We start from the raw sequence: 17207 nt of genomic DNA, 5'->3' as shown, positions 1-17207 counted from the left end.
ATGATGGAAACCGATCTGGCAGAAATAAACTCTGATGTGCGTGACGATCCACGTCTGGGAAAAGTGCTTGATTTCCTGAACAGGATAGGCATCACCGTGATAGAGCGCGAGCTGCAGCATGCGACGTTTTTGCCTGGCCTGGATCTGGGGCCAGGGTGTATTTATGTCGATTACGGCAAACTCAAATATCCTGGCGACATGGTGCATGAAGCAGGGCATCTGGCGGTGACGCCCTCTGCGAATCGCGCACTCATAGGCAGTGATCAGCAGGATAAGGACTGGCCACCACAAGGCGAAGAAATTGCGGCCATTTTGTGGTCGCTGGCAGTGGCGAGAGAACTCGATTTGCCGCTGGATTTTGTGTTTCATCCAAATGGGTATAAGGATGATTCCAGTTGGTTGATAGAGACTTTTGAATCAGGTAATTTTATCGGCCTGCCGTTTCTGGAGTGGGCAGGTTTAAGCCTGGGGGCGGTGCGGGCTGAGAAAGAGGGTAAGCCAGCGTTTCCGAAGATGTTGAGGTGGATGCGGGAGTAGCCATTTTTTTGCCAGGCGAAGTTGAGCTTGGAAAATGTAATCCATGCATCTTGCATACTTCACAGAATTAAGTAGCCCATAAATCCGGGGCAATATTATTGACGTCATTCCTGCGTAGGCAGGAATCTAGTGGCTTTCGTAGAGTGCCGTGAAACTTTTAATGTCCGACTTCTTCGAGTTTGCGGTTGGATTTTCAAATACTTGCACACATAATTTTAGATCGCCGGCCGGTGGTAGACCGGCAGCTACCCACCTTTTTGTCTCGCCAAGAAAAGTGGGCCAAAAAGGCGACCCAGGCGTCGCCGCCCCTACGGGGTTCCCGTTTGTGCGTTACAGAAAATGGGAAAGTCCGAAAACTCACCTGCGGCTCAAACATCGGTCTTTCTTTTTCCATTTTCTGTAACGCACAAACGGCGTCGACACATGGGAACTGCTAAAGTCAAAAACAACGTCAAACCCAAACCCAAACCCAAACCCAAACCCAAACCCAAACCCAAACCCAAACCCAAACCCAAACCCAAACCAGTACGACGTCCAGTCATATTCCGAGGTATTTTTGATCATCCCTCAAACACGTCACTCATAAAAAAACGCCGGATCACTCCGGCGTTTTTATCAGCTTAACAAGCTATCAGAAGTTAGCCTTGAATTGCACGCCATAGCTGCGTGGTTCGTTCAGGATACCTGTCAGATTGTTGAAGTCGATGGCGGCGATGACTTGTTGCTTGTTGGTGATGTTGCGACCATAAGCAGCCAGTTCATATTTGCCGTCAGCCCACATGTAACCTACACGCAAACCACCTTCGAGCATGGACTTGGCCTTGTATTCCTTGGCTTCATACAAGAACATATTGTAAGTGTCTTTGTAAGACCAGTCGGTATTGGCATACAGCGTGCCTTCGCCGATTTGTGTGGAATAACGCAGCGAGAAGTTACCTACCCATTTAGGTGCGCGTGGCAGTGGATTGCCGCCGATCAGCACAGTACCGGCAACCGGGCCTGCTGGATTGGTGACGCTACAGCCGTTACCGCAAGGGGCGACGAACAGTTTGCCATCCCTGATTTCAGTATCGTTATAGCTGATACCTACCGTGGTTTTCCAGTTGCGGCTCAGGTTGGCTTGCAAATCCATTTCAAAGCCCTGACCAACTGCTTTGTCTGCATTCACCAGTTTATTCTGATTCACGCCACCGCTACCTGCGGTCAACTGCAAGTCTTTGGCTGTGTACTGGAATACTGTCGCGCTGATACGTGCTGTGTTATCCAGGATGTCTTTCTTGATACCAGCTTCGAAAGACAGGGTTTTTTCTGAATTGGCGACGGAGATGCTGTCACCAAACAGGATACGGCCCTGGATACTCGGTGCACGATAACCAGTAGCAATACGGGCAAACACGGACGTTGCTTTATCCAGTGTGTAGTTCGCGCCTAAATCCCAGCTAATGTTGGTCGCTGATGGATTGGCTCTGAGTACTGGCGTGCCAGGTGTGCCCAGTGCTGTACCTGGTGTCCAGGTGCGTTGCGCGTCAAAGTCTTTTTTGTCACTGGTGTAACGCAGGCCGCCGCGCAGTTTGAACTGCTCGGTGACAGCATAATTGACTGTACCAAAGGCTGCCCAGGATTTGGCGCTTTGATGTTGAACAGCGTAGCCATCTTGCGGATTGCCAGGAGCAAATGAGTTGTAGTCAAAGCTGTCAACTTGCAATTCTTCGCTGAAATAATACAAGCCACCTATCCATTGCAGTGGGTCTTTGGTATTGGATTCAACGCGGAATTCTTGCGTGATTTGCTTCAGATTAGGCAAGCCATCGGCTGTTTCGGCAGGGAAGGGGATGAAGCCCGGGCCCATGGTAGGCATGAAGGATGCGCCATAGCCACCGTCAACGTCAGCGCGGCTATAGAATTTTGCCTTGTCATACGCAGTGATGGAATGCAGGCTCATGCCTGGCATATCCCAGCGCAAGCGCAGGCTGCCACCAGAGGATTCCAATTTTTGGCTGTTCAGGCCATCAGTAGGATAGTTGGAGTAGTTAAAGCCAGGGACGATCTCATTCGTGCCTTTCTGGATGATATTGGCGCGGAACAGTGTGGCATTGCCAGACATGTCGCGGCCATGCAAATTCACCAGTGCGCTGAAATCACCGCTCTTATACGAGAATTGCAGGCGTGCTGCATTATCGCGGTAACCTTCGAGATTTTTCTCGCCGGTAGAACGTGGATTGGTGACACGGTCATCACGGGTCTGGGATTGACCAGAGAAGCGCATTGCCCATTCCTGGCTCAGAGGCACGTTGATGGCGCCTTCCAGATTGATGGCCTTGTCATTACCAAAACCGAGATTGGCATAACCTTCCAGGCGGCGGGTAGGTTTGGCAGAGTCAAACTTCAGTACGCCAGCAGGGGAGTTACGGCCGAACAGCGTGCCTTGTGGACCACGCAGGATTTCTACCTGGTCTACGTCAAAGACTGGGAAGCCTTTCAGCATCGGGCTTTCTTGTACGACGTCGTCATACACCAGGCCTACAGGCTGCGATGCGTTCAGATCGAAATCGGTATTGCCCAGACCGCGGATGTAGAAGCGTGGGAAGGAGCGACCAAAGTCGGATTCCACGTTCAAGCTAGGTACGCGTGCTGCCAGGAAGCGAATATCCTGGCCGCTGGCATTGTAGGTATCAAGTGCTTCGCCCTTGATGGCAGAAATGGACATCGGTACTTCCTTGATGTTTTCTGCGCGGCGGTTAGCAGTAACGATAACAGTTTCCAGTTGTGTACCGTCATTTTTGGCAGCAGGTTTTGCATCCTGAGCCCAGGCTGCTTGCATGGGGAAAGCAGCTGCGACCGCAAGGGCGATCACGCTCAGGCTGGCTCCCTTTTGCAATTGCTGAGAAATAGTTTTGCGCATGTTAAATTCCCAAGTTGAAGATAATCGGTGGTGTTCTGAAATGGTGCACTTGCACCATCCCTGAATTGGGGCGTGGTGAAATCTGTGATTTCGCTACGCGCATCACCGCAAACGTTTGCGTAATCGATTGCGGGACGGCGAAACCGTTATCTCTCTTGCCAGCATACAAGTCAAGAACTACTTAATTCCAAATAAGGAAATACGGTTTTTGCTGCGAAAATGTTGCAGATTTCAAACAACATTCTTGCGGCAAGGAATTTGTTTTTACGTGGCAGGTATGCATGAAAATGGGGCAGAGAAAAGTTTGAGTGCCAGCCTGACCTCAAATTGCGGCAATTAAGTGGTCTTGAGGCTGGCTGTATTTGCGATGAAAATTTTCATGGAGTGGGCGGAAAATGAAAAAAACTGGTATGCACTTTGTGTCAATTAGTGCAGTGTCAGTATTACTTTTTATTTTCCATTTTACGGTAGCTCATGCGATCAATTTTTCTTTCTGATCCAGGGTTTTATGTTGAGGAAATAGTCAACATTTGCACCCCTGCTGTGATCGATGCAAGCAGAGCTGACTAAGGTGGCCTGCCCCAATACATATTGGCAGGTTGTTGTGACAGTTTTCCAGGGTATTCGCAGTACTTATTTTCATTGAATTTTTAAGAGGTAATACTCGTCATCGATTGCCGTCAATGCAGCAAAAAAAAAATCGAAAACCTTGACGGCCGCAAAGCGCGTCAAGGCAGTGTTAATTGAATTAACACAGAGCTATCTTTCAGTAATCAGACAGCGTAATAAGCAGCCTGATCCAAGTCGCTGAGCAGGGATGGGCCTTGAGGTTTCCAGCCCAGGATTTCCCTGGTTCTGGCGCTGGATGCAGACATGTCGGCCCCTGCCATTTTGGCGAACCAGCCAAAATGTTCAGCTTCCCGTGATTCAACCGGTAAGCCAAGCTGGCGGCCTATGATTTCGGCTATCGTTTTGAAGGGGATGCTTTCATCGGCGATTGCATGGTAAACCGGCTCGGTAACACTCTGTTCCAGTGCAAGGCTGTAGACGCGTGCAGCATCTTGTCTGTACACGCCAGCCCAGCAATTCTGGCCTTCTCCAAGATAGGCCGAGACGCCAGTCTGTTTCGCCAGGCGTATCAGCAGCGGCACAAAACCGTAGTCACCCAGGCCATGGACAGATGGTGCCAGTCGCACCGTTGCTGCGCGTATGCCGCGCTCAGCCAGGGCCCTTGCGCTAGGTTCTGACTTGCGTGGTGAGCCTGGGTTAGGCAGGTCCAGTTCGTTTGCTCCGCGCGCCATTCCCAGCAGGCCCGAGGTCACGATCAGTGGGCGGTCTGATCCTTGCAGTGCACTTCCCAGCACCTCGATTACCTGGCGGTCTTGTTCACAATTTGCTATGAATTTTGAAAAGTCATGATTGAAGGCAGTGTGGATGACGGCATCGGCTTGATCTGCTGCCGTGCGCAGTGCATCCAGGTCTTCCAGTTGGGCGAGCAAGACTTTCGCCCCCGTGGCGGCTAGTGCCGTGGCCTTTTCGGCAGAGCGGGCGAGGCCAGTCACCAAATGGCCTGCGTTGATCAATTCCTGAACCACTGCAGAGCCTACCCAGCCGGTGGCTCCTGTGACAAATACGTGCATGTTATTTTCCTTGAAATAAATTATTTAAATTATTGCTTAATATCGACGCAGCCCAGCCACATCGATACTTCTACATCTCCGCCAAATTGCAGAGACAAGTAACCACTACCTGGGGCACGTATATGCGCCAGGTAATCCGGGCTATAGTCGGCATTGTCAGCGACGATCAGCGCACCAGGGCGCAAGTGGCTTTCGACCAGTTTCAGTACCTCGGTATAAAGCGCCTTGGCACCGTCGAGCAGCAGCAGGTCGACAGATGCTGGAAGGTCTGCTGCCAGTGTTTTCAATGCATCGCCTTCGCGTATTTCGACCAGGTCAGCCAGGCCGCCCTCGTCCAGATGTTTGCGTGCCTGTACCACCTTGGATGGTTCAAACTCGCTGCTAATCAGCAGGCCGCCGCCGTTATCGCGTAGTGCGGCAGCCATGTGCAGGGTGGAAATGCCGAATGATGTGCCAAATTCAACGATGTTGCGTGCATTGCTGCTGCGCGCCAGCATGTAGAGCAGCACGCCAGTTTCGCGTGAGACGGGCAGCCAGAGGTCTTTCAGCAACTTATAAAAATCCAGGTATTCTGTCTTGCTGTGCATCAGGCGTTCGCGCTCTTCACGGGAGATGCTGGCGATGGCCGGGCTGGTTGCCGCTTCTGCCTGTTTGAACAGTCTTTCAAGCAGGCTAGTCAGCGGGATAGATGTCAGTGTATTGGTCATGATGTGTCAATTTCAAAATCGAGTGCAAATATGGGGGGGGCACCTGCCTTACAGGTGACTCTGGATAAAACGCGACTAATTCGTCGCATTGGTGAAAAATGATACGGGCAATTATTTACCTTGACTATTCGCATTGGGCCTCAGGTTTTTGCCAGACTTTGTGCTCGGGAATAAGTCTTTGATTGCCTATGAAAATTCCTGCCATGGACAAGTACAGCAGAGGTAGCGATGAAGATGTCATCAGCAAAAAGCTCAGGTTTTGATTTTGCATAAAATTATTTTAATGATAATTTTTTTTGCGCATGCAAAATGATTGAGGCCTGATTGAGGCATAAGGTAGCTTGGGTTAAGATGCGAGGGATTCATCGCATTTCGACAGCATGGGCTTGCTGTTTCCTTCTTCGCTCCCTATTACTTATTTCACTATGACCACCCGTCGCCGTCCTCAGGTTTCTACGCGCAAGCAACCACAGCAGGTTCGCTCGACTGGCCTGGTCACGGCAATCCTGCAGGCTGCTGTGCAGGTATTGGCGCAGGAGGGCGCGACTCGTTTTACGACGGCGAGAGTGGCAGAGAGGGCAGGGGTCAGCATAGGTTCGGTTTACCAATATTTTCCGAATAAGGCAGCCATCCTTTTTCGTTTGCAAACTGACGAGTGGCAGCAGACTACTGACATGCTACGGCACATACTTGAGGATGCCAGCAAGCCGCCACTTGAACGCCTGCGGGTGCTGGTCCACAATTTCATACGCTCGGAATGTGAGGAGGCGGAAACGCGCCAGGCCCTCAGTGATGCGGCTCCGCTCTATCGCGATGCACCAGAAGCGCAAGAGGTGCGGGCCTCGGCAGACCAGACTATCGATCTATTCATGGCAGAAGTATTGCCCAGGGCAACTGCCGCCACGCGCACACTTGCTGGTGATTTGATCACCACTACCCTGAGTTCTGTGGGCAGCAGTTTTTCCGGTACGCGCCACACAGAGGCAGAGATCAATGCCTATGCTGATGCCATGGCTGATATGTTTTGCGCTTATCTCAAGAGCATTCAGCAAGATTGAACAGGGCAGGCAGATTCAAATAGGCCTGCTGTAAGCTACAATCTCGCCTGAATTTTTGAAAGCACTGAAAGTAAATACCATGAGTAATCAATTTGACCTTGCCGTGATAGGCGCAGGCGCAGCCGGGATGATGTGTGCTGCTGTTGCAAGCCAGCGTGGCAAGCGCGTGGTATTGATCGATCATGCCACCCGCCTGGCAGAAAAAATCCGTATCTCCGGCGGTGGGCGATGTAATTTCACCAACCTGCATGCAGGCCCGAATAATTTTCTTTCTGAAAACCCGCATTTTTGTAAAAGTGCCTTGTCGCGTTATACGCCGCAAGATTTCCTGTCCCTGATGAAGCGTTATCAGATTGCCTGGCATGAAAAGCATAAAGGTCAATTGTTTTGCGATGACAGTGCTGAAGACATCATCCGTATGCTCAAGGCGGAATGTGATGCCGGTAACGTTGACTGGCGTATGGGAAGTAAAGTGGATGAGGTGCAAAAGCAGGAGCAGGGCGGGTTTCTGTTGCAAACCAGCGCAGGTATCATCCGTGCGGCGCAAGTGGTGATTGCTTGTGGTGGTTTGTCCATCCCCAAAATAGGCGCGACTGATTTTGCTCATAAGGTGGCCAGGCAGTTTGGTCTGAAGATCATAGAACCACGTCCGGCTCTCGTGCCCCTGACTTTTGATGCCAAAGCCTGGGAGCCTTTCGTGCCCTTGTCTGGTATTTCACTGGAAGTAGATATAGAAACGGGCGAGAAAAAGTCGCGTACGGTATTTCGTGAAGATTTGCTGTTCACTCACCGTGGTCTGTCTGGCCCGGCGGTATTGCAGATATCCAGCTTCTGGGAGCCAGGCAAAGCCATACGCATCAATCTCTTGCCAGAGGTGGATGTGGCAGAAGACCTGGTTGGTAATAAATCCACCATCAAAAAGAATCTGGCAAATCATTTATCGCAATACCTGCCAGCGCGTTTGGTCGATGGGTTGCTGACTGCCCACGGCTTTGCTGGTGATGCGAGGGTGGCGGACATGCAGGACAAGCGCCTGCGCCTGCTGGGTGAGAAGCTGAACCGCTGGGAGCTGATACCCAATGGTTCTGAAGGTTACCGCAAGGCCGAGGTTACCCGTGGTGGTGTGGATACCCGTGAGTTGTCCCAGCAAAGCATGATGGCCAATAAAGTGCCTGGCCTGTATTTCATCGGTGAAGCGGTGGATGTGACGGGCTGGCTGGGTGGCTATAATTTCCAGTGGGCCTGGGCATCGGGCACTGCAGCGGGCCTGGCAATTTAAAAATTGCGTTGTATTTTTGCATGAATATGTACTGGGTGGTAGTATACGAGGCTTATGACGTATTTTCCTGCGTGATATTGACCCTTTTCAGGGATACCCCAGTAAATGCCGTGAGTTTCAGGTAAAGAGTGAAGTGAATTTGATGAATGTTTGTTGTCTGCCACAAGTTTTTGCGCAAGATTTAATCATCTTCCTTCCATTAATTTAATTTTCCTGTTAATATCTCGGTCTTCCTATAAATCTTTCCATGGTTTGAACTTACATGACCACAATTCGCCTTAAAGAAAACGAGCCGTTCGAAGTTGCCATGCGCCGCTTCAAGCGCACTATCGAAAAGACCGGTCTGTTGACCGAATTGCGCGCTCGCGAGTTCTACGAGAAGCCAACAGCAGAACGCAAACGTAAGTTGGCTGCCGCTGTTAAGCGTCACTACAAACGTATTCGTAGTCAGCAATTGCCTAAGAAGATGTACTAATCCTGCTGTTGTGTCCGGCAATTTGTCGGGTGCATCGCGGTTAGCGCATTAAACTTAGGTTTGCATGCCCGCTCCGGTCAGCCGCAGCGGGCTTTGTTGTCTTTGTCGCCGGCATTGCATGTCAGTTTGCATTTGCCAGGATTAAAGTACGGGATTGGTATCGGATTCCTGTGCAAATTTGCGCGGTATCCATTTGAATAATTTCAGGAGCAGCTTATGAGTTTGAAAGAACAGATCACCGATGACATGAAGGCTGCGATGCGCGCCAAAGAAACAGTCAAGCTGGGTACTATCCGCTTGCTGACGGCAGCCATGAAGCAAAAAGAAGTCGATGAGCGCGTAGAGCTGGACGATGGCATGGTATTGGCCATCATAGAAAAAATGCTCAAACAGCGTAAAGATTCCATCACCCAGTTTGAAGCGGGTGGTCGCCAGGATCTGGCTGATATAGAAAAAGCTGAACTGGCAGTCTTGTCTGTCTATATGCCAGCCGCGATGTCGGATGAAGAAGTGCAGGCAGCCGTGGCTGCTGCCGTGGCAGAAACCGGTGCAGCAGGACCGCAAGACATGCGTAAAGTAATTGATGTATTGAAGGCAAAACTGGCTGGCCGTGCCGACATGGGCAAGGTTTCTGGTCTGGTCAAAGCGGCATTGTCCAAGTAATTCGACTGGCCTTTTGTTTTATCCTTTAGCTGGCGTCCTGCTTTGATACCACAAAGTTTTATACAGGATTTACTGGCCCGCGTTGATATTGTCGACGTGGTGGGTAAGTACGTGCAGCTCAAAAAAGGTGGCGCAAACTACATGGGTTTGTGCCCCTTTCATAACGAAAAATCCCCAAGTTTTACCGTCAGTCCGACCAAGCAGTTTTATCACTGCTTTGGCTGCGGCGCGCATGGCAGTTCCATTGGCTTTCTGATGGAATATTCTGGCCTCAGCTACGTTGATGCCATCCGTGACCTGGCGCAAAACAATGGCATGATCGTGCCGGAAGAGGACCGCCTCTTGCCCGCGCAGCGGGCGGAAGTCACGGCAAAAAGCCTGGCCTTGTCAGAAGTCATGACCAAGGCGGGTGAATATTACAAGCAACAATTGCGCACTGCGCCGCAAGCCATCGCCTATCTGAAAAAGCGTGGTTTGACAGGTGAAATAGCCGCGCGCTTTGGCCTCGGTTTTTCTCCTGATGCCTGGGATGGTTTGCGCAGTGTCTTCAGTGACTACAATACGCCGGCCCTGGTCGAGGCTGGTCTGGTCATAGATAAGAGTGAAGAAGAGGGTGGTGGCCGCAAGCGTTATGACCGCTTCCGTGATCGCGTCATGTTCCCTATCCGTAATACCAAGGGCCAGATCATCGGTTTTGGTGGGCGCATCATGGAGCAGGGGGAGCCTAAATACCTGAACTCGCCAGAAACACCGTTGTTCCAGAAAGGCCTGGAATTATATGGTCTGTTTGAGGCGCGCCAGTCCATACGTGAAGCCGGTTATGTGCTCGTCACTGAGGGTTATATGGATGTGGTGGCGCTGGCGCAAATGGGTTTTCCGCAAGCGGTGGCAACTCTGGGGACGGCTTGTACGCCTACCCATGCGCAAAAACTCTTGCGCCAGACTGATCACGTGATTTTCAGTTTTGATGGCGACAGTGCTGGTCGCCGTGCTGCCAGACGTGCACTCGATGCCTGCCTTCCGCATGCCAATGATGACAAGGTCATCAAGTTTTTGTTCTTGCCCAAAGAGCATGACCCCGATAGTTATATCCGTGAATTTGGCACGGATGCCTTCGAGCAGGAGGTGCGCGACGCCATGCCGCTGTCGCAATTCTTCATGCGAGAAATGATAGGTGACAATGATTTGACGACAGCAGAAGGGCGCGCCCGCACCCAGTTTGATGCCAAGCCGCTGTTGCAGGCCATGCAATCATCCGGTATGCGTTTGCAGCTGGTGCGCAATCTGGCGCAGGTCACGCAAACCAGTCCGGCTGAAATTGAAGCCATGTTTGAGCTTAGCCAGCCGGTGGCGCGTATCCAGCAGGCACCGCCCAAGAGCAAGCGCAATGCGCCAGTAGGGCTGGAGCGTCAGATCATGCGTATATTGGTGGCGCACCCCTCGCTGGCGATGATGCTCGATGAAAGTGTGCTGGCAGATGCTGCAGCACTGGCGCCAGATGGTGCAGACATGTTGCGCCACTTGGTATTTACGGCGCAAAGCATGGGTGAGAATGCCCAGTTTGCTGCGCTGGCCGAGCAATTGCGTGCAAGTAGCTCAGACTTCGATGCCCTGATCGCCGAGCTGGCAGAGCAGGCTGAAACCGATATTGATATCGTCAGGCTGGAGTTGGCAGGTGCCTTGCGCCAGATGCGCCATCAGGTTTTGCGTGCAGAGGCGGAGAGTCTTGCGCTGGGAGGTCTGCGCACTCCTGAGGATATGGCGCGCTACCGTGAAATTGCACAATTGCAAGATCAGCTTAAGAAGCAGGCAGCGGCTGAAGCTGCTTTGCGTTGAAATAAAAGCAATTTCCAAGGTTGGAACTTTTTCTTGTGCGTGACTGTCATGACAGTTTGCATCGGGGTCTTGTTATTTCCAGTTTTGACGTCATTTCTGCTATTGAAGTCAGGGCGCGGATTAAGTTATTTAATTATTTGTTAATTAATTTAGCTGATCCACACAGAGTGGAGTGAAGTTTTTGCCTATTTTTTCTCCAGTATTTGCCTAAAAATTATTCACTAAATTGTCGCTAAGTTGATATATGCACAGTCTTAGGCTGGAGTAAAGTACGTTCGCATGGTATAATTAAAGGCTTTCGATTCAAGGTCTTAGGTTGTTTCATTCTGGGCGAAGCTTTTGCATTTGCACAGAATGTGTTGTTTAGGTGAGCGTAATGCTCCTCCGAGTAACCCAAAACACTGGCGCTGAGACTCGGGAAGTCTGCAACAAACCAGATTTTGCTCTGCGATGCCGATCAACAGATCTGCTGGCAGCGCATTTTCTTTTTTGTGATGTGCCCACAGGCGACTTCCTCAGTTCCGGATGGTTTGATTCAATGGCTAGCGCAATGAAGAAACCCGCGAAAACCCTGAAGTCCACTACGGTAACAAAAGCCGTGGCAAGCGCGCCTGAAAAAGCGACTGTCGCTGCAACGAGCAAAGCGGTAAAAACCGCGGCAAGTGCTGGCACCAAGGCAAAGACGGCTGCAGCGTCTATTGCACGGAGTACGAGTAGTAAGGCTGTGACTGTCAGTAAAGCAGACAAAACAGCGGAGCAAAAAGGGGTTGCGAAAGACGTTAAAGCGCCTAAAGTGATAAAGACCTCACTGGAAGCCGATACCGTCAAGGTGACGCAGGCAACAAAACAGGCAACAAGTAAAGCAGTATTGAAAACGGCAACAAAAGCCAAAGACACGGATGCACAATCCGCGTTTGCGACAAAAACGGCTGGTAAGGAAGTGAGCGGCAAGAATGCGACACCACCGGCAAGAAAAGGGGCTCAGCCAGCAGAAGCGGCCGAATCCCAGCTCAGTGGAAAAACCAGGAGTGCATCTGCAGCCCGGCCAGAACCAGTATCCGTATCATCGAAAGCTTCTGTGACAATTAACAAAACCGATTCAAAGACAGTGACTAAGCCAACCAAGAATTCAGCGAAAGCTGCACCAGAGGTGCAGGAAATCAAAACCGGTTCTGCGCCTACCGTAAGCCAGACGACCGATGCTGCGGTGCTTGCCGCAATCGACACCTCCAGCTATGTACTGCCTGGGGTGAAGGTGCCTGGTCGCCGTGGCCGCAAACCAAAAGAATATCAGCCAGAGAATGAAGAAATCGCCGCGCTCAATGCAGTAGAGCGCGCCGAGATGAAAGCCATCGACAAGGCCAAGGCAAAAGACCGCAAGGCCAAAGAAAAGGCTTTGCTGAAAGATGCCTTCTCTTCTGATCCTGAGGCTACTGAAGAAGAACTCGAGCGCCGTCGCCAGAAACTGAAAACCCTGATCAAGCTGGGTAAAGACCGTGGCTACCTGACGTTCGCAGAGGTCAACGATCACTTGCCAGAAAACGTTGTCGACCCTGAAGCCATCGAAGGCATCATCGGTACTTTCAACGACATGGGCGTGGCCGTCTACGAGCAAGCCCCTGATGCTGAAACCCTGTTATTGTCGGATAACGTCGTCACTGTCACGACCGATGATGATGAAGTTGAAGCTGCTGCAGAAGCCGCACTGTCTACAGTTGACTCCGATTTTGGTCGCACCACTGACCCTGTGCGCATGTATATGCGTGAAATGGGTTCGGTTGAGTTGCTGACGCGCGAAGGCGAAATCGTCATCGCGAAGAAAATCGAAGAAGGCCTGAAAGACATGATACAGGCGATCTCCGCCTGCCCGACCACGATTGCAGAAATCCTGGCTGCTGCTGAGCGCATCGCTGCAGATGAAATCAAGATTGATGAAATCGTTGATGGCCTGGTTGACCCGAACGCCGACGAGCAGGCTGCGCCGGTAGTCGTGGTGGCTGCCGAAGAATCGTCTGAAGAAGACGAAGAAGAAGAGGAAGAAGAAGAGGAAGAAGAAGACGATGATGGCGGCGCCGCAGGCGCAGCCGCAATCTCTGCTGAACAACTCGAACAATTGAAGCGCGATGCTTTGGCAAAATTCGAAATCATTTCCACGAATTTTGACAAGATGCGCAAGTCCTACGAAAAAGAGGGCTACAACTCCAAGACTTACGTCAAGGCACAGGAAGCCATTTCTGGCGAACTGCTTGGTATACGCTTTACTGCAAAAGTCGTTGAAAAACTGTGCGACACCCTGCGCGGCCAGGTGGATGAAGTGCGCCATGTAGAAAAGCAGATACTGGAAGTTGTTGTCAATCGTTGCGGCATGCCACGTTCTCACTTCATTAAAGTTTTCCCTGGCAATGAAACCAATCTGAGCTGGGTTGAAGGTGAAGTGAATTCCGGTCATTCCTACAGTGCTGTGCTGGGCCGTAACATCCCTTCAGTGCAACAACTGCAGCAAAAACTGATAGACCTGCAAGCACGTGTTGTATTGCCATTGCCTGATCTGCGCAACATCAATAAAAAGATGTCTGCCGGTGAAATGAAAGCGCGCAAAGCCAAGCGTGAAATGACCGAGGCCAACTTGCGTCTGGTTATTTCCATCGCCAAGAAATACACCAACCGCGGTTTGCAATTCCTGGACTTGATTCAGGAAGGTAATATCGGTTTGATGAAAGCCGTCGACAAGTTTGAATATCGCCGCGGTTATAAATTCTCTACCTATGCAACATGGTGGATACGCCAGGCTATTACCCGTTCTATCGCCGACCAGGCACGCACGATTCGTATCCCTGTGCATATGATAGAAACGATTAATAAGATGAATCGTATCTCCCGTCAGATTTTGCAAGAGACAGGTGTAGAGCCTGATCCGGCAACGCTGGCGATCAAGATGGAAATGCCGGAAGATAAAATTCGCAAGATCATGAAGATTGCGAAAGAGCCGATTTCCATGGAAACACCGATAGGCGACGATGATGATTCCCATCTGGGCGACTTCATCGAAGACAATCACACACTGGCACCGGCTGACGCTGCTCTGCACGCCTCCATGCGCAATGTGGTCAAGGATGTACTCGATTCCCTGACTCCACGCGAAGCAAAAGTATTGCGCATGCGTTTTGGTGTAGAGATGTCGACCGACCACACTTTGGAAGAAGTGGGCAAGCAATTCGACGTGACCAGGGAGCGTATTCGTCAAATAGAAGCCAAGGCTTTGAGAAAATTACGTCATCCTTCACGTTCTGATAAGCTGAAGAGCTTCCTAGAAGGTAATTAATGTTATATAATGGGCGTCGGTTTTTTCGGTGCCCATTCAATTGATATTGTGCTGAGCTTTTTTTGTTGGCACAGTATTTTGCAGGTGGCAGCATCGGGCTTTTCCTGCAAACCTGAAGTATTTGTCCAATCCTGGATTATCCTCAGATTAAAGCAGGCAGAGCTTGCAGAAAGAATTGGGCCTCTAGCTCATGTTGGTTAGAGCAGCGGACTCATAACCCGCTGGTCAAGTAAAAAAAGCCAATAGAATCAAGTAGTTAGCTGAAAGGAAAAATCTCTAGGCTACACATAGGCTACGAAAAAAAACCTGTTTTGATCCTCAGCACCAGCGGATTCAAGGTATTTGTGGCATAATGTCGAAGAGTAAGTTTTAGGGCCTCTAGCTCATGTTGGTTAGAGCAGCGGACTTAGCAAGTGATATCCTGTAGCTCGTATGAGTATGGAAGTCATTGATTGGGTTGCCTTTAGGTAAGTTAGCTCTGCCTTTAGGTAGAACTGTTCAAATTCGGGGAAACCTCTGGTGAGCGATCATCGTGGCAATCCCGAGCGAAGCTCTCTTTAAGAGAGAACGTGTAGAGACTGTACGGACAGGTCGTAAAGACAAGAGACAGTCCAGACCACAAACCTGAAAGGGGCGGTGAAAACCGTAGTTGGTAAGCATAATCCGTTGGTACCGTGTTCGACTCACGGGAGGCCCACCAAAATAAGCCGCAATATCTTATAGATATTGCGGCTTTCTTCTTTTGGAAAAGCTCTTATATTTCCGATTAGGGGCAGGTTTTGAATGTCATGCTGAAACGTATTTGCAGTAATTTTTTTCGGGCAGGCACCAGGTTGCCCTAAATTTTAAAAGGGGATATGGGTGATCGATTATGTAGAAATATTCAACGAATTCAAAGAGAAATTGACTTCGGAAAATCACGTAAAAACAGTAGATATAACAAATAACATAAAAGATTTTTTCATCGAGAAGTTCTCGAAGGACTTTTTCGTAGCACCAAGGAAAAGTCATAATGTAAAGGAGTTTTTAGTTGATGTTACAGTCTCTACGAGAAATCCACGTGATCTAATCAAATTTGCAGGTAGCAAATTTCGGCTACTTCTGGCGGTGGAGTCTGAGCTAGGAGGGGTGGGCGCGGGCTCTCCAAAACAATTGCATGCAAATGTGCTGGAAGATTTTGCGAAACTTCTTTTAGTTAAATCTGAATATAAGATTTTGATTTTTACATCACTAGCCAACTCGATTGAGCAAAATCATATTCAAGACAGAGTCGAGGAAATACATCGCGCATTTAGAGATGTAAATCACGATACGGATATTTTGCTCATACATCTGGAGGCTATTCCTAAAAAGACAAATGGTAGGCCTACTAATCCTACAATTAATCTTAAACGGGATACGATGTCTGCATTTCTTCTATCCGTGGATAGGGGAGTTATAACACTTGACCAATTGATTGAGGGATATCGTCAAGTTGAAAGCTAGGGTGCTCTTTTCCGCAAAAATGCATCCTTGCGTAAGTATCAGGAAGAGGCTAAAAACTAGCTTTGAAATAACGTGGTCCAGTTAAATATCGACTACTTTAATTCTAGAAAGTTACGGTAAAGTTTGATAGATCGTCTCAATTGACTTCTAACCGACATTGATAGGGCTTGAAATTCTGACTCTTGGGATAAATTAAATAGAATCTGATCGGTTTTCAATTTTGGGTTTAGTTCAGTTAACGAAGACGCACGGTTCAAGCGGCACAGAACATCTCCCGCAGACCGTACACTAAAATTTTTTGTCTTGATGAGCCAATTTTTGAAATTCTCATTCATCTTTTTTCTCTGTTTTTTTCAAATATTTTTTGATCGAAGTTGCGACATATTTGCCTAGCTCTACAGGAACTGCATTTCCAATCATTTGTTCTAAATCTGTTTTTGACCCCGTCCATTGGAAATTTTTTGGAAAGGTTTGTATTCTAGATCTTTCAACGGTTGTTAATGGCCTAATTCCAATAGGTTCAACTGGATCTCCATCATGTTTTAAATAATTTGGTGGAACGGGCCTGTTGACTCCCCTAACAGTTGGAGCAGGTTCATCAATTGAAAATATACCCCTACGGCTGTAATTCCTTGGGTGTCTATAATAATGTTCAAGTCCTAACTCATCACCAAAGTAATCTCGCAACGTCATCGGTGCTTTGCTTAATCCTGATAAGAGTATCTCGTCTAGAAAACCATCTTGAGCATTGAGTTTTCCGACGCAAAAAAAGCGTTTTCTTTTTTGCGGCACGCCACACAGACTTGCATTCAGCACATTTTCAGACAGGCCATAACCTGCCTTTTTGAAAATCTTTCTAGCATTCTTATAGGCATCACTATTTTGTGCCCTATCTACATTCTCCATTACAAACCATTCGGGCAAAATCTTTGAGATTATCTTCGCATAGGATGAAGTTAAATCAGCTCTGCCTCCCTCGCTTCTTTTCCCTGCATGCGAAAAATCTTGGCAAGGTGGTCCACCAATAATTATGTCAGGTGTAAACTCTTTGATTAAGTCTGATGCAGCAGTCTCGTTTGATAGATCTAGGACGTGGGCGGGGTGCTTGAAATTTAAACTGTAAATATTAATGGCTTTGTCCCAGGAGTCATAGGAAGCTTTTATCTTAAAGCCAGCTTTTTGAAATCCTAGGGATAGGCCACCAACGCCACAAAACAGATCTACCGTATTCATCATAACTTTCAATATTACTCGTTGGCGTCAATATATTGACGTCGACGAGTAATGTCAAGACGTTTTTTGA

12 protein-coding genes are annotated in these 17207 nt (G+C 49.2%); 8 read left to right on the top strand and 4 right to left on the bottom strand.

The window, feature by feature from the left end; genetic code table 11:
• A complete protein-coding gene (locus tag DFR42_RS22250) occupies window positions 1-537 on the top strand; it encodes a hypothetical protein (protein ID WP_211324392.1) in 537 nt (178 codons plus the stop codon).
• Between the two features lie 631 nt (window positions 538-1168).
• On the opposite strand, the gene DFR42_RS22240 is transcribed toward DFR42_RS22250, so the two are convergent.
• From DFR42_RS22240 to DFR42_RS22230, 3 genes are all read right to left on the bottom strand, one after another.
• Window positions 1169-3439, bottom strand: a complete 2271-nt coding sequence (locus DFR42_RS22240; protein ID WP_245937046.1) for a TonB-dependent receptor — start codon at window positions 3437-3439, stop codon at window positions 1169-1171.
• A 773-nt stretch (window positions 3440-4212) separates the two neighbouring features.
• Window positions 4213-5079, bottom strand: coding sequence for an SDR family oxidoreductase (locus DFR42_RS22235; protein ID WP_110257245.1), 867 nt, complete (start codon window positions 5077-5079; stop codon window positions 4213-4215).
• Window positions 5080-5108: 29 nt separating this feature from the next.
• On the bottom strand, window positions 5109-5786 hold the full coding sequence (locus DFR42_RS22230) for an O-methyltransferase (RefSeq protein WP_110257244.1): 678 nt from the start codon (window positions 5784-5786) through the stop codon (window positions 5109-5111).
• A gap of 425 nt (window positions 5787-6211) precedes the next feature.
• On the opposite strand from DFR42_RS22230, the gene DFR42_RS22225 reads away from it, so the two are divergent.
• The 7 genes from DFR42_RS22225 to DFR42_RS22195 all read left to right on the top strand — a co-directional run bounded on the left by DFR42_RS22225 (window position 6212) and on the right by DFR42_RS22195 (window position 15904).
• Window positions 6212-6844, top strand: a complete 633-nt coding sequence (locus DFR42_RS22225) for a TetR/AcrR family transcriptional regulator (RefSeq protein ID WP_110257300.1) — start codon at window positions 6212-6214, stop codon at window positions 6842-6844.
• Between the two features lie 79 nt (window positions 6845-6923).
• On the top strand, window positions 6924-8123 hold the full coding sequence (locus tag DFR42_RS22220; RefSeq protein WP_110257243.1) for a BaiN/RdsA family NAD(P)/FAD-dependent oxidoreductase: 1200 nt from the start codon (window positions 6924-6926) through the stop codon (window positions 8121-8123).
• A gap of 262 nt (window positions 8124-8385) precedes the next feature.
• On the top strand, window positions 8386-8598 hold the full coding sequence (gene rpsU / locus DFR42_RS22215; RefSeq protein ID WP_005877634.1) for a 30S ribosomal protein S21: 213 nt from the start codon (window positions 8386-8388) through the stop codon (window positions 8596-8598).
• Window positions 8599-8814: 216 nt separating this feature from the next.
• Window positions 8815-9261 (top strand): GatB/YqeY domain-containing protein, encoded by a 447-nt coding sequence (locus DFR42_RS22210; protein WP_110257242.1) that lies wholly within the window; start codon window positions 8815-8817, stop codon window positions 9259-9261.
• A 42-nt stretch (window positions 9262-9303) separates the two neighbouring features.
• Entirely contained in the window at window positions 9304-11097 is a 1794-nt protein-coding gene (dnaG, locus tag DFR42_RS22205) for a DNA primase (protein ID WP_110257241.1), read from the top strand.
• A 550-nt stretch (window positions 11098-11647) separates the two neighbouring features.
• Window positions 11648-14419, top strand: coding sequence for an RNA polymerase sigma factor RpoD (gene rpoD / locus DFR42_RS22200; protein ID WP_110257240.1), 2772 nt, complete (start codon window positions 11648-11650; stop codon window positions 14417-14419).
• A gap of 861 nt (window positions 14420-15280) precedes the next feature.
• A complete protein-coding gene (locus tag DFR42_RS22195; protein WP_110257239.1) occupies window positions 15281-15904 on the top strand; it encodes a hypothetical protein in 624 nt (207 codons plus the stop codon).
• A gap of 327 nt (window positions 15905-16231) precedes the next feature.
• Here the strand turns inward: DFR42_RS22195 and DFR42_RS22190 are convergent, their stop codons facing one another.
• A complete protein-coding gene (locus tag DFR42_RS22190) occupies window positions 16232-17137 on the bottom strand; it encodes a DNA cytosine methyltransferase (RefSeq protein ID WP_110257299.1) in 906 nt (301 codons plus the stop codon).
• Window positions 17138-17207 lie beyond the last annotated feature (70 nt).

The sequence above is a fragment of the Undibacterium pigrum genome, assembly GCF_003201815.1.
GTDB lineage: Bacteria > Pseudomonadota > Gammaproteobacteria > Burkholderiales > Burkholderiaceae_D > Undibacterium > Undibacterium pigrum.
The sequence above is the reverse complement of the archived record's forward strand: the minus strand, read 5'-3'. Positions and strand labels throughout refer to the sequence as shown.

Excerpts from the sequence above, each read along its gene's own strand:
- DFR42_RS22240 (WP_245937046.1), bottom strand. The coding sequence starts at position 3,439 with ATGCGCAAAACTATTTCTCAGCAATTGCAAAAGGGAGCCAGCCTGAGC.
- DFR42_RS22230 (WP_110257244.1), bottom strand. The coding sequence starts at position 5,786 with ATGACCAATACACTGACATCTATCCCGCTGACTAGCCTGCTTGAAAGA.
- DFR42_RS22220 (WP_110257243.1), top strand. The coding sequence starts at position 6,924 with ATGAGTAATCAATTTGACCTTGCCGTGATAGGCGCAGGCGCAGCCGGG.
- DFR42_RS22210 (WP_110257242.1), top strand. The coding sequence starts at position 8,815 with ATGAGTTTGAAAGAACAGATCACCGATGACATGAAGGCTGCGATGCGC.
- DFR42_RS22250 (WP_211324392.1), top strand. The coding sequence starts at position 1 with ATGATGGAAACCGATCTGGCAGAAATAAACTCTGATGTGCGTGACGAT.
- rpsU (WP_005877634.1), top strand. The coding sequence starts at position 8,386 with ATGACCACAATTCGCCTTAAAGAAAACGAGCCGTTCGAAGTTGCCATG.
- rpoD (WP_110257240.1), top strand. The coding sequence starts at position 11,648 with ATGAAGAAACCCGCGAAAACCCTGAAGTCCACTACGGTAACAAAAGCC.
- DFR42_RS22225 (WP_110257300.1), top strand. The coding sequence starts at position 6,212 with ATGACCACCCGTCGCCGTCCTCAGGTTTCTACGCGCAAGCAACCACAG.
- DFR42_RS22190 (WP_110257299.1), bottom strand. The coding sequence starts at position 17,137 with ATGAATACGGTAGATCTGTTTTGTGGCGTTGGTGGCCTATCCCTAGGA.
- DFR42_RS22235 (WP_110257245.1), bottom strand. The coding sequence starts at position 5,079 with ATGCACGTATTTGTCACAGGAGCCACCGGCTGGGTAGGCTCTGCAGTG.